At 71.4% G+C, this 19685-nt stretch carries 15 protein-coding genes; 5 read left to right on the top strand and 10 right to left on the bottom strand.

Going from position 1 to position 19685, the window contains the following annotated elements; genetic code table 11:
* Positions 1–5 precede the first annotated feature (5 nt).
* The 5 genes from DQ244_RS10885 to DQ244_RS10865 all read right to left on the bottom strand — a co-directional run bounded on the left by DQ244_RS10885 (position 6) and on the right by DQ244_RS10865 (position 4282).
* The gene (locus DQ244_RS10885; protein ID WP_113811473.1) at positions 6–950 is read right to left on the bottom strand and encodes a DUF808 domain-containing protein; all 945 of its coding nucleotides are present in this window, start codon (positions 948–950) and stop codon (positions 6–8) included.
* Positions 951–1025: 75 nt separating this feature from the next.
* The gene (locus tag DQ244_RS10880) at positions 1026–2168 is read right to left on the bottom strand and encodes an SIS domain-containing protein (protein WP_113811472.1); all 1143 of its coding nucleotides are present in this window, start codon (positions 2166–2168) and stop codon (positions 1026–1028) included.
* A 13-nt stretch (positions 2169–2181) separates the two neighbouring features.
* On the bottom strand, positions 2182–2391 hold the full coding sequence (locus DQ244_RS10875; protein ID WP_113811471.1) for a Trm112 family protein: 210 nt from the start codon (positions 2389–2391) through the stop codon (positions 2182–2184).
* On the bottom strand, positions 2388–3764 hold the full coding sequence (locus tag DQ244_RS10870) for a phosphomannomutase/phosphoglucomutase (protein ID WP_113811587.1): 1377 nt from the start codon (positions 3762–3764) through the stop codon (positions 2388–2390). The genes DQ244_RS10875 and DQ244_RS10870 overlap by 4 nt, the downstream gene beginning before the upstream one ends.
* 167 nt (positions 3765–3931) lie before the next feature.
* The gene (locus DQ244_RS10865) at positions 3932–4282 is read right to left on the bottom strand and encodes a DUF3499 domain-containing protein (protein ID WP_113811470.1); all 351 of its coding nucleotides are present in this window, start codon (positions 4280–4282) and stop codon (positions 3932–3934) included.
* Between the two features lie 220 nt (positions 4283–4502).
* Between DQ244_RS10865 and DQ244_RS10860 the strand changes: the two genes are divergently transcribed.
* Together DQ244_RS10860 and DQ244_RS10855 are read left to right on the top strand one after the other, a co-directional pair.
* The gene (locus DQ244_RS10860) at positions 4503–4970 is read left to right on the top strand and encodes a metallopeptidase family protein (protein ID WP_113811469.1); all 468 of its coding nucleotides are present in this window, start codon (positions 4503–4505) and stop codon (positions 4968–4970) included.
* Between the two features lie 39 nt (positions 4971–5009).
* Entirely contained in the window at positions 5010–5867 is an 858-nt protein-coding gene (locus tag DQ244_RS10855) for a hypothetical protein (RefSeq protein ID WP_147251507.1), read from the top strand.
* Here DQ244_RS10855 and DQ244_RS10850 read toward each other — a convergent pair.
* Complete coding sequence (locus DQ244_RS10850; RefSeq protein ID WP_113811467.1) at positions 5854–6681, bottom strand: hypothetical protein; 828 nt, start codon at positions 6679–6681, stop codon at positions 5854–5856. The genes DQ244_RS10855 and DQ244_RS10850 overlap by 14 nt on opposite strands.
* A 122-nt stretch (positions 6682–6803) precedes the next feature.
* Positions 6804–7091, bottom strand: a complete 288-nt coding sequence (locus DQ244_RS10845) for a WhiB family transcriptional regulator (protein ID WP_199580362.1) — start codon at positions 7089–7091, stop codon at positions 6804–6806.
* 328 nt (positions 7092–7419) lie between these two features.
* Here DQ244_RS10845 and cofD point away from each other — a divergent pair, with 328 nt between their 5' ends.
* The 3 genes from cofD to rfbA are packed head-to-tail and all read left to right on the top strand — an operon-like array spanning position 7420 to position 10318.
* On the top strand, positions 7420–8370 hold the full coding sequence (gene cofD, locus DQ244_RS10840; protein ID WP_113811586.1) for a 2-phospho-L-lactate transferase: 951 nt from the start codon (positions 7420–7422) through the stop codon (positions 8368–8370).
* Positions 8367–9422, top strand: a complete 1056-nt coding sequence (locus DQ244_RS10835) for a coenzyme F420-0:L-glutamate ligase (RefSeq protein WP_113811465.1) — start codon at positions 8367–8369, stop codon at positions 9420–9422. The genes cofD and DQ244_RS10835 overlap by 4 nt, the downstream gene beginning before the upstream one ends.
* 29 nt (positions 9423–9451) lie before the next feature.
* The gene (gene rfbA, locus DQ244_RS10830) at positions 9452–10318 is read left to right on the top strand and encodes a glucose-1-phosphate thymidylyltransferase RfbA (protein WP_113811464.1); all 867 of its coding nucleotides are present in this window, start codon (positions 9452–9454) and stop codon (positions 10316–10318) included.
* A 693-nt stretch (positions 10319–11011) separates the two neighbouring features.
* Here rfbA and DQ244_RS10825 read toward each other — a convergent pair.
* The 3 genes from DQ244_RS10825 to DQ244_RS10815 form a co-directional block, all read right to left on the bottom strand.
* Complete coding sequence (locus DQ244_RS10825) at positions 11012–11527, bottom strand: hypothetical protein (RefSeq protein ID WP_147251506.1); 516 nt, start codon at positions 11525–11527, stop codon at positions 11012–11014.
* 106 nt (positions 11528–11633) lie between these two features.
* Complete coding sequence (locus DQ244_RS10820; RefSeq protein WP_113811462.1) at positions 11634–18200, bottom strand: RICIN domain-containing protein; 6567 nt, start codon at positions 18198–18200, stop codon at positions 11634–11636.
* A complete protein-coding gene (locus DQ244_RS10815; RefSeq protein ID WP_147251505.1) occupies positions 18197–19516 on the bottom strand; it encodes a DNRLRE domain-containing protein in 1320 nt (439 codons plus the stop codon). Before DQ244_RS10815 ends, DQ244_RS10820 begins: the two co-directional genes overlap by 4 nt.
* Positions 19517–19685 lie beyond the last annotated feature (169 nt).

Genomic DNA, 19685 nt, shown 5'->3' with positions numbered 1-19685 from the left:
AGCGCTCAGTGCGCCGCCGCGTCCTTCTTCTTCCGGTGGAGCGTGAGATTCACGACCACCACGACGAGGGCGCCGACCACGAGCCCGAGGATCGCGCTGCCCAGGGTGTTGACCAGCCAGCCGACCACGCCGCCGAGCGCACCGGTGGCGTCGTGCGCGGCCTCCTCGAGGTGGTGCACGAACTCGTAGAGCGGGTGGAAACCGAGCTCGTCGGTGCCCAGCAGGATGATGTGCCCGCCGACCCACAGCATCGCGGCGGTGCCGACGACGGTGAGCACGCTGAGCAGCTTCGGCATGCCCTTCACGAGGCCGCGGCCGAAGGCGGCCACGCCCTTCGCGGAGCGCTGGGCGAGGTTCAGCCCGACGTCGTCCATCTTCACGATGACGCCGACCACGCCGTACACCAGCACGGTGATGCCGATGGCGACCACGATCAGGATGAGCGCCCGGGACACGAACGCCTCGCTGGCCACCTCGTTGAGGCTGATGACCATGATCTCGGCGGACAGGATGAAGTCGGTCCGCACGGCGCCGGAGATGATGGTCTTCTCGTCCGGCAGGGCGTCCTCGACCGTCGCGTGGGCCTCGGCGTGCCCGCTGACCCGGTGCCAGATCTTCTCCGCGCCCTCGTAGCAGAGGTAGGCGCCACCGATCATCAGGATCGGGGTGAGCAGCCACGGGAGGAACTGGCTGAGCAGCAGGATCGCCGGGAGGATGATCAGCAGCTTGTTGCGCAGCGAGCCCAGCGCGATCTTCCGGATGATCGGCAGCTCGCGGTCGGCGTTGAGGCCGTGCACGTACTGCGGGGTGACGGCGGTGTCGTCCACGACGACCCCGGCGGCCTTCATGCTGGCCCGGCCGGCGGCGGCGCCGATGTCGTCGATCGACGCGGCGGCGGCTCGCGCCAGCACCGCCACGTCGTCCAGGAGCGCTACGAGTCCACCCGCCACGGGAAGTCCTTCCGATCGGTCAGCACGTCCGTGCTGCTGCAGTGATGGTCGCCCGTCCCGCTCCGCTGTGCGCGGTCAGGACCCGAGGGCGCGCTCGGTGTCGAGCACCAGCGCCAGGTAGACGGCGGTGAAGTCGGCGACGGCCAGCTGGCGGGCCACCCCCGGGAGGCGGGGGAACCGGTCGGGGTCGCCGTGCTCGGCCAGGCCGCTGACCGGGACGTTGTGCGCCGCGGCGGTCCGCAGCACCTGCTGCATCGCCTCTCCCGCCGAGCGCGGCTCGCGCTCGCCCGCGCCGCCGTGCCCGCCGGCCTCGCGGTCGCGGATCGTGAGGAGCCGCAGCCGCCGGCCGGGATCGTCGGCGCGGTCCCGGAAGAAGTCGTCCTCCTCGTGCGGGGCCAGCGGCCCGCCGAGGACGGCGCAGGCGGCCACCCGCTGGTCGGGCAGCCGGAAGCCGGTCGCCGGGAGCCCCGCGAGGGTGGCCAGCTGATCGGCGATCCGCGTCGCCGCGGCACCGGCCAGCGGGCCCTCGGCGGCGATGACCGGCAGGGCGTCGAGGAGCTCGAGGGCCAGCGTCTTGGCCGGGTTGACGAACGACTCGCGGGCCGGACCGCACTCCTCGGCCACCTGGTCCAGCGCGGCGGCGACCTCGTCGGGGTCGGCCACCCCGGCGGCGAGCAGCCCGAGGTCGGTCGCCAGCCGGAGCATGGGGGTCAGCAGCGACCACAGCGTGGTGTGCCGCACGCGGGTGCGCGGCAGCGCCACGTAGGGCGCGCGGGCGCTCGCGCACGCGGCGTGCAGCGGCGCGTCCTCGGCGCCGACGCCCACCACGGAGACCCCGCGGCGGGCGGCCTCGTACGCCGGGCCGACGGCGTAGCTGCCCTCACCGGTGCGGGTGACCACCACCGCGATGTCGCTCGGCCCCGCCCACACGGGCAGCGCCGGTCCCGGGACGACGTCCACCGTCACCGGGCTCGACGGCCCGAGCAGCGCCCGCAGCACCGACGCGGCGACCGCGCCCTCGCGCCGGGCGACGATGATCAGGCCGCGCGGGCGCCCGCCGTCGGTGACCCGGGAGAAGTTCGCCTCGTCGGTCAGCCGGGACGTCTCGCGCACCTGCGCACCGGCGCCGGCCACGGCCGGCAGCAGCCCGCGGGGGTCCCGCGCGCGCAGCAGGTCCAGGTCGTCGAGGACCTCCTCGGCGATCTCGGGCGAGGTCATCGCGAGCCCGTCCTCACCCGCGCTGCCGCGCCTCGTCGAGCAGGAGCACCGGGATGCCGTCGCGCACGGGGAAGCCGCGGCCGCAGGTGGCGCACACCAGCTCGCCGGCCGCCTCGTCGACGGTCAGCGGGGTGTGGTGGGTGTCGGGGCAGGCCAGGATCGAGAGCAGGTCGGCGTCCAGGCCGAGGGGGCCGCTCGCCGCGGCGCCGGGGGTGGTGGTCATCTCTGCTCCTGTTCCGTGCGCACGGTGCTGAGCACCCGGTCGCGCAGCTCGGTCATCCGCGCCACGTCCGGCGCCTCCACGTTCAGCCGCAGCAGCGGCTCGGTGTTGCTGGCCCGCAGGTTGAACCACGCGCCGTCGGGGAGCTCGACGGTGAGCCCGTCCAGCTCGTCGAAGGTCGCGCCCTCGGCCTCGAAGATCTCCCGCACCTCGGCCACCCGCGCCGGCGCGTCGGCGACGGTGGAGTTGATCTCCCCCGAGGCGGCGTAGCGCGCGTAGGCGGCGGTGAGGTCCGACAGCGGGCGGGCCTGCTCCCCCAGCGCGGCGAGCACGTGCATGGCGGCGAGCATGCCCGTGTCGGCCCGCCAGAAATCGCGGAAGTAGTAGTGCGCGGAGTGCTCGCCGCCGAACACCGCGTCCGTGCGGGCCATCTCGGCCTTGATGAACGAGTGCCCCACCCGGGTCCGCACCGGCTGACCGCCGTGCTCGCGGACGATCTCGGGCACCCCGCGCGAGGTGATCAGGTTGTGGATGATCGTCGTCCCGCGGCCCTTCGCCAGCTCCCGCACGGCAACGAGGGCGGTGATCGCCGACGGGCTGACCGGCTCGCCGCGCTCGTCGACGACGAAGACCCGGTCGGCGTCGCCGTCGAAGGCCAGGCCGATGTCGGCGCCGTGCTCGGTCACGGCGGCCTGCAGGTCCACCAGGTTCGCCGGGTCCAGCGGGTTGGCCTCGTGGTTGGGGAACGAGCCGTCGAGCTCGAAGTACAGCGGGACGACGTCGAGCGGCAGGCCGGCGAGGACGACCGGCACGGTGTGCCCGCCCATGCCGTTGCCCGCGTCGACGACGACCTTCAGCGGCCGGATCCCCGACAGGTCGACCAGCGAGCGCAGGTGCGCGGCGTACTCGGCGAGCACGTCGCGGGCGGACACCGAGCCGACCCGGTCGGGGACGCGCTCGTAGTCGTCGCGCTCGGCCCACTCGCGGATGGTGACCAGCCCCGAGTCCTGGCCGATGGGCGCCGCTCCCGCCCGGCACATCTTGATGCCGTTGTACTGCGCCGGGTTGTGGCTGGCGGTGAACATCGCGCCCGGGAGGTCCAGCGAGCCGGCGGCGAAGTACAGCAGGTCGGTCGAGCCGAGGCCGGCCTCCACGACGTCGAGGCCGCGGGCGATCACGCCCTCGGCGAAGGCGCGGGACAGCGGGATCGAGGACTCGCGCATGTCGTGGGCGGTCACCACGGTGGTGGCACCGGAGTCGGCGCGCACGAACTCGGCGAAGGCGGCGCCGATCGCCCGGGCCACCGACTCGTCCCACTGGTCGGGGACGACGCCGCGCACGTCGTAGGCCTTGATCAGCGCGGACAGGTCTGCCACGCGCACGAGCCTATAAGGACCTCACTGCCCCCACGCGCGCCCACCGTGCCGGTCGGATCCGGACTCTGCCGGCGAGATCCCCCCGGCACTGCCGGGAAGGAGCCGGCACCGTGGACCTCGGGCCCGTTCGACGGCCCTGCTCCGCGACCGGGTCGAGGGCTGAGCCGTTACGGGAGGTCGGGCAGGACCCGCAGGTGGCCCCGGCGGATGCCGCTGCCGTCGTCCGCGGGGTCGCGCGGGGGCTCCGGACGGGCTGCCTCGCGGACCGCGTCGGCCAGCGCGAGCAGGTCGTCGCCGGTCGGGCCCGCGTCGTCGAGGTCGATCTCGTGCCGGACGACCTCCCAGCCGCGCGGCACGGTCAGCCGCTCCGCGTGGAACTCGCACAGGTCGTAGCTGTGCGGCTCCGAGAACGTCGCGAGCGGGCCCACGACAGCGGTCGACTCCGCGTAGACGTAGGTCAGGGTCGCCGCTGCCGGTTGCGCGCAGCCGCTGCGCGAGCAGCGACGTGACTGCCTCACCACCGGTTCCTCACGACAGGCACAGTAATCCCGCTGCGCGGTGTGCGACAGCAGGCGCACCGGTATTCGGACCGCCGCGCACCATCCTGCACGATGGTCCCGTGGGCATCGTCACCGGTCGGGCGCGGGTTGCGGCCCTCCGCGGCGCGACCGGGGAAATCGTCGCCGAACTCGTTCCGGGGCCCGGCGTGTCGCCCCTCGCCGTACGCTTCGGGCCGTCATGAGCTCCTCCCGGCGTCGTCCCGCCCGCTCCCGCCGCGACCGGCACGGCCGCGGCCTGCGCGGACGCCTGGTGCCGGACGAGGTGCCGCTGGCGCGCAGCCGCGGCGAGGCGTTCGACGACCTCGTGCTCGACGCGGTCGAGGACCTGGAGCGCCGCTGGGAGCGCGAGCTGGCCGGGGTGGAGTTCGCCGTCGAGGACGTGCCGTGGGTGGAGCACACCGACCCCGACGAGGTCGTCCTCGACAGCGACGTGCTCGACGACGGCGGCGTGCCGCTCGCGCGGGTGCTGCCCGCCCGGCGGGAGCAGGGCCAGGAGCTGCCGCCGCGCGTCGTCGTCTACCGGCGGCCGCTGGAGCTGCGGGCCAACGACCGCGAGGACCTCGCCGATCTGGTCCGAGACGTCGTCGTCGACCAGATCGCCACGCTGCTGGGCCGCGACCCCGAGGAGATCGACCCCACCGGCTGACCGGGAGGTGCGCGCGGGCGGGCTGAGATGCTGACCGCGATGGACGTCCCGATCGCCGGCAGCGCCGCCTGGCTCGTGCTCGGCACGGTGCTGGGCGTGCTGCTGGCGGCCGCCGTCGTCGCGGCGGTGCTCGCCGCCCGCCGTCGCCCCCCTCCCCCGCCGGCCGACACCCCTGCCGGGCCGCGGGTGGACGACCTGGCCGACTTCCTGGAGCACCCTCCGGGCACCCGGCCCGCGGAACCGGCGACCGGGAGCTGGGCGGCGCTCGCGCCGCCACCTCCCCCGCCTGCGCCCGGACCGGCGCGGACGGCGGACGAGCGCGGGCTCCGGCCGCTGGCGGTGCTGGCGCTCGCCGCCCTGGTCCTGGTCGGGCTCGCCGCCGCGGTGGCGGTGGGCAGCCGCGCGCCGGACCGCGACACCGCCGCCCGCCCGTCCGCGTCCGAACCGGCGCCCACGCCTCCGGCCGGTGGCACCGAGGGCCGGCTCACCGGCGGTGGACTGGTGCTCGAGCAGCGGGCGGTCGGCATCACGGTGACCTATCCCGAGCTGCGGCTCGCGACCGACGGCGGCACGGGGCGGCTGGAGCTGCGGCTGCCCACCTGGAACTGCCTCGCCGCGGCGCCGCCCGAGGACCCGGGAGCGGCCGGCTGCGTGCCCTCGCTCGTGGAGCACGCGGAGCTGACGTCGCCGGAGCTGGTCGTCGAGCGCGACGGGGACCGGCTCCTGGTCCGGGGTCCGGCCGCGACCGAGCTGCGCCCGGCCGGCACGGCGCCCGAGCCGACCGGGCGGGTCTACGACGTGGAGCTGGCGCTCACCGACGTCGACGGCGAGGCCAGCGGCCAGGTGCGGATCGGCACCGGCACCGCGCCGGTGAGCGGCGAGCTCAGCGCGGGCTGATCCACGGCAGGCCCGGCCACGCACGGGGCGCGACGGTCAGCCCCACCAGCGGTGCGCCCATCTCCGCGCCCAGGTCGGCGCCGATTCCCAGCCAGGGCCAGCGGTCGGTCCCGTCGACCAGCGTCAGCAGCGCGCCCCGGTCGGCGTCGAGGACCGCGACCTCCAGCTGACCCAGTGCGGCGTGCAGCCGGGCGGTGGCGCGCAGGAAGTCCCGCGACCGGCGGTCGGGCTCGGCGTCCAGGAACCGGGGTAGCAGCCGTTCGACCACGCGGGGGTCGCGGGAGCGCTCGACCCGGCCGGCGGCGTCCAGGTCGTCGACCAGGCGGGTGCTGCGCACGTTGGCCATCTCGGCCGTGGGCAGCCGGGATCCGAGAGCGCGGATCGTCGGGTCCCCCAGCGGGAGACCGGACAGGCGGAGGGTGACCGGCCCGCGCAGCGAGGCGAGCAGCTCCACGATGCCGGCGGCGAGGAGCTCGGCGGCGTCGTCGTCCCGGGCGAGCAGGCGGGCGGTGGGCCGGCCGCCCGGCAGCGGTCGGGTGGACCCGCCCAGCAGTTCGACGACGGCGAGCGGGCCGCGGCGCCGCACGAGCAGGAAGCCCGCCGCCCGCGGCGGGTCGTGCGGCGCGCCGTCGACGACGACGGCGACGGGCCGGCCGGACCAGCGGTGCGCGGCGCCCTGGTTGAGGACCGCGGTGAGCCACGGTCCGCGGGCGGTGGGCGGGGCGGCGAGCCGGGCCATCAGCGGGCCGGCGGCCCGGACCTCGCGGACCACCCGGGCGCGCCCGCTGACCACGCGGGCGGTGCGGTCGGGCATGCCCCGAACACAACCACAGCCGCCGACGAGGGGACGTCGGCGGCTGCGGCAAGCGGATGGAACGGCCCCTCGCAGGGCCCCGCCGCGAGCCTGCGAGCGGTGGGGGGCGAGGGGTCCTTGAATCAGATCGCGCGGCGGCGGAGCCGGCGGCGCTCACGCTCGGACAGCCCGCCCCAGATGCCGAAGCGCTCGTCGTTGGACAGCGCGTACTCGAGGCACTGGGCCTTGACCTCGCAGCCGGTGCAGATCTTCTTGGCCTCGCGGGTCGAGCCGCCCTTCTCGGGGAAGAACGCCTCCGGGTCGGTCTCGGCGCACAGCGCCTGCTCCTGCCAGGACTGCGCGTCGGCCTCGAGACCGAAGCCCAGGAACCCCACGAAAGGCTGACCCGTGCCCTGTCCCACGGCCTGCATCCCCTGGACGGCCGCGGTGGCCCCCAGACGGTCGGCCGACCGCTCGGTCCCGTTCACGTAATCGCTCAACCACGACACCTCTGCCATGACGGTGCGTCCCCTCTCGCTCTCGTCCCGGTGCTCGGCCGGCAGGACGTTCCCGGGCCGTTCAGCACTCGTTGACACCGCCGGAATTACACGCGTGTCGTTGCCCGGTCGTCAACTTTGCCCGGTGTAAGCGACACGCCACACCAGCCCCACCAGCCCCACCCCGTTCGTCACATCTCGTGGCACCCCTCGACACGCCCGGCGAACAGTCGACAAGTGCTCATCAGGCACCATGCGTTTCGTGCAGATCGTCGTGCTGGCCGGTGGGACCGGAGGGGCTCGTTTCCTCCGAGGTGTCCGCGCGGCGGCTCCTGAGGCGGAGATCACCGCCGTGGTGAACACCGGCGACGACGTGACGATGCACGGCCTGCGCATCTGCCCGGACCTCGACACGGTCATGTACACCCTCGGCGGCGGCATCGACGAGGAGCGCGGCTGGGGCCGGGCCGGGGAGAGCTGGACGGTCAAGGAGGAGCTGGCCGCCTACGACGCCGATCCCACGTGGTTCGGCCTGGGCGACCGCGACCTGGCCACGCACCTCGTGCGCACCCGCATGCTGGACGCCGGCTACCCGCTCTCCGCGGTCACCGCCGCCCTGTGCGCCCGCTGGCAGCCCGGCGTGACCGTGCTGCCGATGAGCGACCAGCGGGTGGAGACCCACGTCGTGGTCACCGATCCCGACAGCGGCCGGCCGCAGGCGATCCACTTCCAGGAGTGGTGGGTGCGCCACCGCGCCGCCCTCGACCCGGCGGCGTTCGTCCAGGTGGGCGTGGACGCGGCGCGTCCCGCCCCCGGCGTCGTCGAGGCGTTCGCGGCGGCCGACGCGGTCCTGCTGGCGCCGTCGAACCCCGTCGTCTCGATCGGCACCGTGCTCGGCGTGCCCGGCCTGCGCGAGGCGCTGGTCGCCTCACCGGCCCGGATCGCGGGCGTCTCCCCCGTCGTCGGCGGCGCGGTGGTGCGCGGCATGGCCGACCGGTGCCTGCCCGCCATGGGCATCGAGGTGAGCGCCGAGGGCGTGGGCCGGCACTACGGCGCGCGGTCCGACGGCGGGCTGCTGGACGCCTGGCTGGTCGCCGAGGACGACGCCGCCGACGTGCCGGGCGTGGACGTGCACCCCCGGCCGCTGATGATGTCCTCCCCCGAGGCGACCGAGGCCCTCGCCCGGGCCGCCCTCGACGCCTGCACCCGGTGACCGACGCGCCGGCCGGGATCTCGGTCCTCCCCGTCCCCGGGCTGCCGGAGTTCGCACCCGGTGACGACCTCGCCGCCGCGATCGCGTCGGCCGCGCCCTGGATCGCCGACGGCGACGTCGTCGTCGTCACCTCGAAGGTCGTGTCCAAGGTGGAGGGCCGGCTGGTCCGCGTCGAGCCCGGCGCGGACCGGGAGGCCGCCCGCCAGCGCGCCGTGGACGACGAGACGGTGCGGGTCGTCGCCCGCCGCGGCCCGCTGAGGATCGTGCAGACGCGGCACGGCTGGGTGGTGGCCGCGGCCGGGATCGACGCCTCCAACGTGTCGGCCGACGCACTGGTCCTGCTGCCGGAGGACTCCGACGCCTCGGCGCGCCGGCTGCGCGCGCGGCTGAAGGAGCTGGCCGGGGTGGACGTCGCGGTGGTGGTCACCGACACCTTCGGCCGCACCTGGCGCGAGGGGCTGACCGACGTGGCGGTCGGCGCGGCCGGGATCGAGGCCCTCGAGGACCACCGCGGCGCGGTGGACGCGCACGGCAACCGGCTGGAGACGACCCGGACCGCCGTGGTCGACGAGATCGCCTCGGCCGCCGACCTGGTGAAGGGCAAGCTGGCCGGTGTCCCGGTGGCCGTGGTGCGGGGCCTCCCCCTGCGGCGACCGGCCGACGACGTGGGCACCCGGCCGCTGGTGCGGCTGCCCGCCGACGACCTGTTCCCCTACGGCTCGCGCGACGTCGTCCCCTCCCGCGCGCCGGAACCCGACCTCGTCCCGCGCCCCGGCGACCGGGACGCCGTCGCCGAGGCCTTCCGCGTGGCCGCCGCCGCTCTGCCGGAGTTCCCGGTCGTGCTCCGCTACGGCGGCGAGGACGACGGCGTGGTCGACGTGCACCTCTCCGACGCCGTGACCGTGGCGACCGCGCTCAACCTCGGGGCGGTCGTGGGCGCCGCGGTCGTGCAGCTGCACGCGATGGGCTGGTCGACCCGCTGGGAGCCCGTCGGCACGCCCGGGGGCACCTCACTCGTCGGGAGGCTGTGGCTCGGCGGTCCGCCCCTCTGAGCCGCCGCCATCGCCTACGGTTCGTGCCCATGCGCGGGATCATCTTGGCCGGTGGCACGGGGAGCCGTCTGTTCCCCATCACGCAGGCCGTGAGCAAGCAGCTCATGCCGGTCTACGACAAGCCGATGATCTACTACCCGCTCTCCACGCTGATGATGGCCGGGGTGCGCGAGGTGCTGGTCATCACCACACCCGGTGACTCCGACGCGTTCCGCCACCTGCTCGGCGACGGCAGCCGGCTGGGCATGCGCATCGAGTACGCCGTGCAGCCGAAGCCCGAGGGCCTGGCGCAGGCGTTCCTGATCGGCGCGGAGTTCCTCGGCGGCGAGCCCGCGGCGCTGGTCCTGGGCGACAACATCTTCTACGGCGCGGGTCTGGGCACCGCGCTCTCCCGGCTGCCCGCCCCCGCCGGCGGGCATGTCTTCGCCTACCACGTGGCGAACCCGCAGGAGTACGGCGTCGTGGAGTTCGACGGCGACGGCCGGGTGCTCTCCATCGAGGAGAAGCCGGCGAAGCCCAAGAGCTCCTACGCCGTCCCGGGGCTGTACTTCTACGCCGGCGACGTCGTCGAGGTCGCGAAGGGCATAACCCCCAGCGCCCGCGGCGAGCTGGAGATCACCGCGATCAACGAGCACTACCTGCGCGAGGGCCGGCTCACCGTCACCGCGCTGGACCGCGGCACCGCCTGGCTCGACACCGGCACCTTCGCCTCGCTGCGCCAGGCCACCGAGTTCGTGTCCGTGGTCGAGGAGCGGCAGGGCCTCAAGATCGGCTGCATCGAGGAGGTCGCCTGGCGCAACGGCTGGCTGGACGACGCCGGCCTGCGCGCCATCGCCGAGCCGTTGGGCAAGAGCGGCTACGGCAGCTACCTGCTCGGCCTGCTGGACGAGCGCTGACCTCTCGCGTCACCGTGGAGCTTCGGCCCAGGTCGCGCCAGTCCCGCCGCACCGATCCTCGCCGAGCGACTCATCCCGGGCCGCGAGCCAGGACGCAGGTTCAGCAGCGCCCGCCGCCGTCGCCCACAGAGCCTATGGCGTAATTACGTAGGCGAGCGCTCGCCGCAGAGCCGGCTCCCCCGGGCCGCCTGCTGCAGAGCGGACAGCTCCTCAGCATTCGCGTGAACGACCCAGGTCTCGAGCTGCCCCGCGCCCAGCCAGGCGACCGCGTCCTCCGACAGCGCCGCACGGGCAATCGCCGTCAGCGCAGACAGGGCTGATGACCGCGGCGGTGCTTGCGTCCGTGGCCGCGGTGCACCAGGGACCCTCGGGCGGCGGGCCGGTGGCGGGAATCGTCCGGGCCTAGCCCGCCCGCTCCTGGCACGAGGGGAGGCCATGGACGACCGTACGGAGCTCAGCACCCCTCTCCTCTTGCGGACGCGCGGTCGAACAACGCCATGCGGTCGCTCGAGGGGCAGAGCGTCCCTCCCGGCACTGCGCGTGCGGGTATAGAGCGACCTCGAGTAGTCACCACTGGCCGGGTGCCCCGTACTCGCGAGCACAGCGCCGCCACTACGGAGTTGTAGACACAACCCGCGGAAACCGGCCACGGGCTTCGCGTTGTCAGGACGCTTCCGTGGATCACCCGATGCTTTAGGCCGATGAATCCCCGGCGGCCTCAGGTGCTGCCGCGTAAAGCAAATGTGCAACGAGTTTCCATGCGCGAGGAGAGAGGTCGTGATACTGCGAGAGAATGTCATCCTTGGCGTTGTCGATGAACATAGCCATATCTCGAAGCAACTCGCTGGCCGTAACCGATACATCCACAGCAGGAGATACATGCAGGGCCTGCACGAAGGATAACAGCGATCTGAGATCTTCAACGGCGTCGAACTTGTTCAGCAAGTCTGCGAGATGGCCCTCATCAAAGTATTGGCTGCCGATCTTCTCGGCGTCCGCGCCGGACAGCCAGCTGATCGAGTACTCCTCCTTCACCGACGTGGGCCGCTCTACAAATTTCCCCTGCTCCAGCGCGGTCGCTGCAGAAAGAGCGTCTTCGAACACCACGTTGTCCCACGCTCCCGGGACACCATTGTCAATCCATCGAATAGATATGGCGAGCACCGGAGATGGCACACCATCGTCCCATTCGTCTGTGACGTCAACCATCAGAAATCCGTACCGACTCCCCGATCTTATCTCGGCAACGCGGCCGTGCAAGAGGCGAATCCGAAGCTCTCCCACCATCACTCCTTGAGTCCATGAGTTACATTGGCTAGTTCCACTTTGGCTTGCGCGTGCCCATCTTGAATGTCCTCTGCACCGTGGCGCTGGCCCGCTCAGCCCTGGTAGCCATCCGGTAGGGCATGAGTACGCCGGCCTTTTGGAAAGCCATGAGTCTTCGGTTGTCCAGCGAGTAGAGACTCCCCCCCTTCTTGACCAGCCTGACGGGTGATATGTCACTAGCCCTAACAGCTCCGGTGCGGAGGTTATTCGCCAACTCAAGCACCGACCCGCCGCCCGAAAAGTTCTTAGATATGGTTTGTTGAGTGAATCGAACAGTCGACGGATCGATGAAATCACTACAGTTGTGCACCAGGGTGCGTCCACCGACGGCGCCGACAACGTACGTATGAACGCTGGCAACGCTCAGGTTATAGACGGTCTGGTCGTGCATCCAGCCGTGGTCTTCGACGTCTTGGACGATGCGTAGTTCGCCGGTGGCGCCCTGGAGCAGGTCACCGACGGCGAGATCGTCCGCCTCGGTCCAGCCTTGCTCCTCTACCCAAATGGGATGATTGGCGGTGGCTGTCCAGGTGTCGGCACGCGGATCGACATCGGCGACCTGCCCTTCCTCGCGTTCGCCAGCCGGTGCTGGCGCGGTGACCACCTCGATCAGGTGCTTGTCGCCCTGGCCGACGATCACGTCCAGCACTGGTTGGGCGGTCGTCTCGCCGGTGAGCGGATCTCTCGCGACGACCAGGTTTCCGACTTCGATGTCGCTGATGGGGACCGTGGTGCCGTCGGCCATGAGTACCGGCGTCTCGGGCGTGAAGCTGTTCGACACTCGGCAGGCGCTTCCGGCCCGCCCTGCCTTCGCCGACGTCTTCCCCGCAGCTCGGGCCATCTTGAAGCCGGCCTTCACCGCCGCGCCTCCGCCGGGGATCATCGCCGCCGCTGCGGTGATGCCCATCTCCAGGGCCTTGCTCTTGTTGCCGGTTGCGGCGTAAGCGCCGGCCGACACTGCCGCCGACAGCGAGCCGATCGGGCCGGGGATGTTGGAGGCGACCTCGGCAACCTTGGCGACCTTCTTGGCGACGTTCTTCACCAGCTTCTTGAAGAAGCCCCACCGCCCGTCCAGGTCGGTGCAATTGACCGGGTCGGCCGAGCAGTAGTCATACGCGGTGGCGTTGCCCCCAGGCTCGGAATCGGTCGACCAGAACCGGCCGGTCGCCGGGTCGTACAGCCGCACCCCCATCATCACCACACCGGCCAGCGCCTCCGACGATCGCTGCGCCCCACCGAGCCAGCCGTAGCGGCCGTCCTTGCCCGGGGCTGCCCCTGTCGAGGCGACCCGCCCACCGGTGGTCAGGTCCGTCGGATTGCCGAACTCATCCGACGCCTTGTACCGCGGCCCGGTCAGGTCGGCAGTGTTCACGTCGTCTTGCAGAGGCAGCGTGGACATGACGTCGCCGTGCAGATCCACGAGCTGCAGCACCCGGGCGCCGGACTTGCCGGTCTCCAGCGCCAGCTGCCCATCCAGGCCGTCTACGAACCGGGTGACCGCGGTGTCCAGCGTCTTGTCCTCGGCGATCCACGCGGGTGAGTCGCTGTCAGAGTCGTAGTGGTTGACCTTGCTCACCGCGTTGGCCCACGCACCGTTCACCCATGCCTCGGAGGTGAACTCCGTGAACCGGTGCAGCGCATCGACACCCCACGTCACGCGAGCCACACCGTCGATCTGCTGTGCCGCGATCAGGTCGTTCGAGTGATACGTGTTCTTGACGACGGCACCGGGGTTGCTGACCACCGGGGCGGTCGTGATCCGGCCCAGCGGGTCGTAGGTGTAGGTGCCGGCCTGCGCGCCCGACGAGCCCTTCAGCCGATCGGCGCTGTCGTAGCTGTACTGCGTCCGCTCCGTCGTCGTGGAGGCAGCCGGGTCGACGCACGTCTCGCCCGCCGCCCGCGACGTCGCCATCGACTCGCGTCCGGCCCGGTCGTTCCAGGTGTAGCGCCGCCAGTTGCAGACCGGCGCGGCCGCCTTCACGACCTCCTGGACGTCTGTCAGCCTGCCCAGCGCGTCATACGCATACTGCTCGGACGTCGCCGACGTCCGGTGCGTGACCCACTGCCCGGCGCCGTTTTCGACGATGGACGAGGCATCGATGATGTCCTCGAGCGTGTCGTCGTCCGGTCCATCCGGAGCGGTGTAGGTGCGCGACGTTGCGACGCCGGCCGGGTCGTACCCGATAGCCAGCGTCACCGAGCCTGGCATCTTCTGGCGCACCAGCTGACCATCCGGGCCGTACTCGGCGGAAATCGTCCCGGCGACGGAGTCCTTGACCGAGGTGACGAAGCCACGAGGCTCCTTCACCCGGTCGTAGTCGAACTCCGTCCACGTCTTCAGCTTGTCGTCGGTCACCCGCTTGGGCCGGCCTTGATCGTCGTAGCGGGTGCTCGTGACGACGCCGTTGCCGTCGTTGTACTCGACGAGACGACCAAGCATGTCCAGCTGCTTGGTTACCGCGTGGACGAGCGCACCGTTCTCGGTGGCCTCCATGCGAACGACGTCGCCGCTGGCCGCGTCGTAGACGTTGGTGGTCGTCCGGCCCTGAACCGGGGTGTGACCGGTCTCTGCGAAATCCATCCGCACCGAGATGACGCGATCGGCCTTGTCGTACGTCGTGACCGTCGTGCGCACCTGCGTGGTAGCGACACCGTTCATGGGACCCGTGGCCGACTCCTCCACGCGCTCCGCGCTGCCGTAGCGCGAGTAGGAGAGGATGCGCTTCACCGGGAGGTTGTCGCCCATCCGGGCCGGATCCACATCCTTGACGGGACCGCCGTTGCGCGTCACGCACGGGAAGCCGGCCCACTCCGGCCGCCCGCCGCAGGCGACGTCGTCGGAGTTCGGTCCAGCGGTCCAGTAGATCGTCCGCGTGGTGCCGGCGTCCGAGGATGCGGCGCCCGGGCGACGGGACTCGGTCGCCCTTCCCTGCTGGTCGTAGCAGACCGTGCTGGTGAGCTTCGCCCCCGTCGCATCGAACGTCACCGTGGTCGGCAGTCCGTGGCCCCGACCACCGACTCCCCAGCCGCTGGTACTGCCTACCGGGCAGCCGAGCGGCACGTCGTAGCCGTTCCGGGTGACGGTCCCGTCAGCGAGCGTGCCGTCGGTTCGCTTCACGCCTTCCGTCTGCGTGGTGACGAGGTGGTAGTTCAGCCCCTCCGGCTTGCCCTCGTCGTAGACGTTCTTCGTGACGTCGCGCACCGGCTGGACGCTGTTCGGGTCGTTGCCGATAGCCAGCAGCTGCGTCGGACCGACCGTCTCCAACACGTCCATGCCGTCGGAGGAGTACCGGGTGAGGGTGCTCAGCGCCTCCGCCGCCTGCGCGGAAGACGTGTTCGTGTCGAGGCTCAGCCGGGCCAGCTGCGCACCGGCATCCGTCAGCTTCCGCAGCGCGAGCAGACGGTTCGTCGCCTCGAGAGAGGAGACGACGTTGCCCCACTTGTCGTACTGCTGCGTGTCGATGAAGCCTTCCACCGGCACGTCCGGACCCTTGGGGGTCGCGGTGTTCACGGTGCGCCCCGCCGCATTCAAGTAGTGGACGGTGGCGCTGCCGTAGCCGTCCCGGCCGGGTGCGTCAGCCGTCGCCGTTGACAGGTTCGGCGCGGAGTCCGGCCCGAAGACCGCCGTGCCATCGGTCGGCGCCTCGCTCTGGTTCCACGCCCGGATGGCATCGGGCCCGAGGTCGTAGGGACCACCGGCTCCCCGAGTGGTCGGCACCGCGTAGACGACGCTCGTGCGGTTCACCGCACCGGCCTCGTTCAGCGAGCCCTCGACGAGGGACGCACGGGAGACCTGTAGCAGCCGACCGGGGTTGGGGTCGATCCAGTCACCGCTCCCGGTGACCGTGGCTCCGGCCTTGCCATAGCTGAACGCCCAGGGCAGTTCACCAACCGGGGTCAGCGACGTGACGCGGCCTTCGTCGTCGTAGCCATACGCCGTCTTCAGCGCCGGGGAGATGCGGGGGTCCCACACCTCGCGGAGTCGGCCCTGGCCGTCGTAGGCGTACTGCGCCACTGCTTCCGCGGACACCGTTCCGGTCGCTGGATCCGTCGTCCACATGCGGACCTGCCGGACCTGCTCCGGGTAGTCGCCCAGACCGCTCGGCTTGACCGTCGTCGGCGGCGCGTAGTCGTACTCGAGGACGACGCAGCCGCGCGGCGGGGTCCCCGCGGTTGCGCACGCGCCCATGTCGATGCCGGGCTGGGCCGGGGCGACGGCACGCTTCATCCGGGTGACGCCTAGGGGCGTCGTCTCGTACGTGTAGCGGGTGGTCGCGAACTCGGCCGGCGGCGAGGTCGACTCGACGAGCCAGTCACCGACGCCGGCGGTCGCGCGACGGAAGACGGTCAGCGTGCCGTCCAGCTCCGCCAACTGGAAGACGTCGGCCTCCGGCTGCGTGAGGGTGAGGGACTCGGCGCCGAACTCGGGCCACCAGCCGTTGGGACCCTTGGAGAACCAGATCTTCCCGCCGCCGGAGAAGTCGACCTGCACGACCTCCGGGTCGGCCAACGAGATCCTGACGTAGTCGGTCCCGGCGACGTCGGCGGCCACGCCGGTGGACCAGGCCGACCCGAACGGCGCCCACAGCTGGCGCACCGACAGGTCGTCGAAGAACACTTCCCTGCCCGAACCCCCGGCGAATCCGGAGTACAGGCGGACCACGGCGTCCGTGGCGCCGGTGGGAACGGTGAGGTCGAGGCTGAGCTGCTGCCAGGCGTCGGTGTAACCAGCCTTCTCCGAACGCTGATAGGTCCAGGATCCATCGGCGCCCTTGGCGGCGACGACGATCCGCAGACCGTTGTCGGCGCCAGGCGGGTCGAGGCCGGTCGGTGCCGGGACGTAGACCCAGCCGGAGACCCGGTAGGAGCGTCCGGCAGTGAGCTTGGTCTGCAGACCGCTGGTGCCGCCCACTGCGGCGTAGGTGTCGGTGGACGAGGCGTCGTTCGTGGGCACGACCCGCAGCGCGCCCGCCTTGGCGTGGCCGCGGTCGGCCACTCGGGTGACAGTCGTCCCCGATCCGACGAAGCCGGCAGCGTCAGTGTCCACCGTCGCCTGGTTGGCGGTCAGCTGCTCCGCCTGGAGCTGGAGGCCACTGTTCGGAGTGCGGGACGACGTCGTCCGGCTCACCGAGAGGCCGGCCTCCGCGGCGTCGGTGGTGCCGTGCACGTAGTCACCAGTGAGGAGGTTGACGTCGCCGGGCCCGATGCCGGTCCCGGCAGCACCGGAGGCGTCCCGGTCGAGGGTGAACGACACCCACGGCGTCTGGTAGGTGCCCCCGCTGGCATCGCGCATGGTCGCGCGCACCTGCACCGGCCCCCCGAGGAAGCCCAGCGTGGCGCCGACGTCCCACACCGCGAGCTGCTTGACGTCGACCGCGGGGAGGAACCCGTCGGCGCTCGTCATCGCCGAGCCGTCGGCCTTGGTCAGGTGCGACAGCGGCACAGGGTTCTCCGTCAGCGCCTGCTCGCCGCGGCGGTAGGTGTACTTGACGTGGGTCCACGCCGCGTCACCGTCGAAGGACAGGCGGACCCTGCGAACCGCGTGGTGTCCGGCGGCCGGTTGCGTGATCCCCGCCCTGCCGACGTTGAACTTGTAGCTGGCGACTGCGGACCGGTTACCCGCGTGGTCCTTCGCCACGACCTGCAGGGTGCGGGGGCCGTTCTTGTCCATAGGTACGGAGATCGTCGCCGTACCGGAGTTCGGGACGAAGTTGGTGGCCACCGGGGCGGCGTCGAGGTTCCACTCGTACCCGACGAGGTCACTGCTGTTCGTGGACGGGCGGAACGTGAACGACGCGGGAGTTCCAGCCGCTCCGTTCCAGGTTCCGTCAGCTGGATAGTTCGACGAGCTGAGGAATGGAGCCCCAGGTGCAGTGAAGTCCGTGCGGAACGTGATCTGCGATTCCAGACCATTGTCACCCGCAGGATCGATGCGGAAGTTCTGGTTGATCGCACCGTTGACCCCCCACATCTGCACGTAGGCGCCATTGGTCGTTCGGGCCGCATCGACATCCATGGCCAGACCCGTGGCGCGGCCGAGTAGCCGGTAGAGCCCGTCGGCGGAGGCGCCCGCTTGCTGGAGGAAGAACTGCTGGCAGTGGTTGTAGAGGACATCATGGGTTTTCACCCGGGTGCCGAAAGTTCCGGAGCAGCTGTCGTCGAGCGCCCCGGCGCCGCTGCGAGCTTGGAACGTGAAGTGCCCCGATCGGTCTCCGGTCGGAAGCAGCCCGAATCGCTGGTGCTTGAGACCATTCCAGTCCCAGATCTGCAACAGCATGCCGGGCTCGAAACCGCCGTTGATGTCGAGCGCCTTGCCGGGCGCATATCCAGGCGATATACGATTCCACCCGTCCGGTCCGAACGTGAAGCCATCGTGCGTAGCCGCTCGGAACTTGTACGTGCGCCCTTCTTTCAGCAGCCCGTCGGGAACGACAAGCTTCGCTCGCTGCCCGGATGGCACGCCGACACCTTGGGCGAGGATCAGCCGGGTGCCCTCATAGATGTAGAAGTAGCCGGTGACCGTTCCCCCGGCAGGGCTCGAAGCGACGAAGCTCATCTCCGGGCGCGAGCTGCCGACCCATCGACTGCACTGTCAGTGCCGGAGTTCGTGATCTCCAAATCGCGGGCGGGGTCGGGCCGGTCGCGGAAATCGACGTCCAGCCGGGGTGGGTTGGGGGCGTACTTCGAGTCGAAAACCTTCCACCCGTAGTTGTCGTTCTCCGCTTTGGCCTTGAGCCCGAGGTCCCACCAGTCGTCGTTGCGGTCGGCCAGCAGCTGCGTACCGTCGGTGAGCTCGGCGTACACCCATCCGTCACCGCACGATCCACCGTGCCCTCGGGTCTCAGGCGAGGTGCTCAACCAGCGATGCCATCCCGGCTGATTACCCCACCGGGTCTCGACGCCGGAGCGGCCGGTCCACCAAACTTCCCAATCGCGCGCCACGCAGGACCACGAGTGCACGCTCCACAGCGCCAGGCGACTGGAGAGGATCGTCTTGTCGCGCAGCTCGCGCATGTCCATCGTCAGGAAACTGCGCGCAACCGTAGCTCCGTCGTTGTACGTTCCGATTTTCAACTCGGACAACCCCGAGTGATCCGTGTTGAAGACATTCGACTGCACATAAGTGGAGAAATGCGTCCCGGCGCGGGTCTGCGGGTCGATGACCACCGGATAGCGAGTCGACTGGGCGTCCAAGAACCGCGTGTCCGGCTCGAAGGTCATGCGGGTCCGCCCCGGACCCATTTTCTCGGTCCGAGTGTCCACCGGACGGACTTCGGGCGCCGCACCGCCTCCGGTCGACACGACGTCGGACACCGTTGGCCCGTCGACCGCAGGCTCCGGCAGTGGCGGCAGGCTGCTCGACGGAAGGTTTGTGAGAACCGGGGGTGTAGCCGGCTGCGCCTGCGCGGCGATGTAGGGCTGCTCGGAAGGTCGATGCGGTCGCCGCTGGTTCTTGGCCGCCTTCGGCACGCTCGGCGGCTCACCGGCTCCCATGCCCGACAGAGGGCTGGCCGGAGCAGCGATCGGTCGGGCCAACGTGGCATCCACCACCGCATCCCACATGGTCGGCATGGGCAGCGTCGCCACCGTTGCTCCCGCGGTGTCCACCACGTCGACGTGCCCGCCGTCGCGGACGACCGTGTCCAAGCCGTCCGTCACCAACTCCAACGAAAGGTCCAACTGGCGGGGTGTCCGCCCTCGGCCCGGCCGGTCCCGCAGGACCCAGAACTGCTCGAACCCTTCGCGGTTCACCTCGATGACGAGGTCGACTCCCGGCTTGACGTTCTCGTATGTGGCCCGAGAGCCCTCCAAGCGAGGCTTCGGCAGTCTGCCGATCCCCTGGAAGGCCACCGAGCCGCCGGGGATGGTCATCCGCGCGACTTCGCCGGAGTCATCGCCTCCACTGATCCGTACGTCTCGCGGGTGCGCCTTGGGGCGAACGGCGCCGTCCTTCCCCAGCTCGAGGCGAAGGTCGACGGCCGCCCACGAGGCCGGGTCCGTCTGGTCATCCCCCTTGCGCACCCAAACAGGCCCTGCGAAC

The organism is Blastococcus sp. TBT05-19, assembly GCF_003319095.1.
Taxonomy (GTDB): Bacteria; Actinomycetota; Actinomycetes; order Mycobacteriales; family Geodermatophilaceae; genus Blastococcus.
This window is presented reverse-complemented; position numbering and strand designations above follow the sequence as displayed.

Bases quoted from the DNA above. Each gene is read 5' to 3' on its own strand.
- DQ244_RS10880 (WP_113811472.1), bottom strand. From the start codon at position 2,168: ATGACCTCGCCCGAGATCGCCGAGGAGGTCCTCGACGACCTGGACCTG.
- DQ244_RS10875 (WP_113811471.1), bottom strand. From the start codon at position 2,391: ATGACCACCACCCCCGGCGCCGCGGCGAGCGGCCCCCTCGGCCTGGAC.
- DQ244_RS10860 (WP_113811469.1), top strand. From the start codon at position 4,503: ATGAGCTCCTCCCGGCGTCGTCCCGCCCGCTCCCGCCGCGACCGGCAC.
- DQ244_RS10855 (WP_147251507.1), top strand. From the start codon at position 5,010: ATGGACGTCCCGATCGCCGGCAGCGCCGCCTGGCTCGTGCTCGGCACG.
- DQ244_RS10850 (WP_113811467.1), bottom strand. From the start codon at position 6,681: ATGCCCGACCGCACCGCCCGCGTGGTCAGCGGGCGCGCCCGGGTGGTC.
- DQ244_RS10845 (WP_199580362.1), bottom strand. From the start codon at position 7,091: ATGCAGGCCGTGGGACAGGGCACGGGTCAGCCTTTCGTGGGGTTCCTG.
- rfbA (WP_113811464.1), top strand. From the start codon at position 9,452: ATGCGCGGGATCATCTTGGCCGGTGGCACGGGGAGCCGTCTGTTCCCC.
- DQ244_RS10825 (WP_147251506.1), bottom strand. From the start codon at position 11,527: ATGGTTGACGTCACAGACGAATGGGACGATGGTGTGCCATCTCCGGTG.
- DQ244_RS10820 (WP_113811462.1), bottom strand. From the start codon at position 18,200: ATGAGCTTCGTCGCTTCGAGCCCTGCCGGGGGAACGGTCACCGGCTAC.
- DQ244_RS10815 (WP_147251505.1), bottom strand. From the start codon at position 19,516: ATGACCATCCCCGGCGGCTCGGTGGCCTTCCAGGGGATCGGCAGACTG.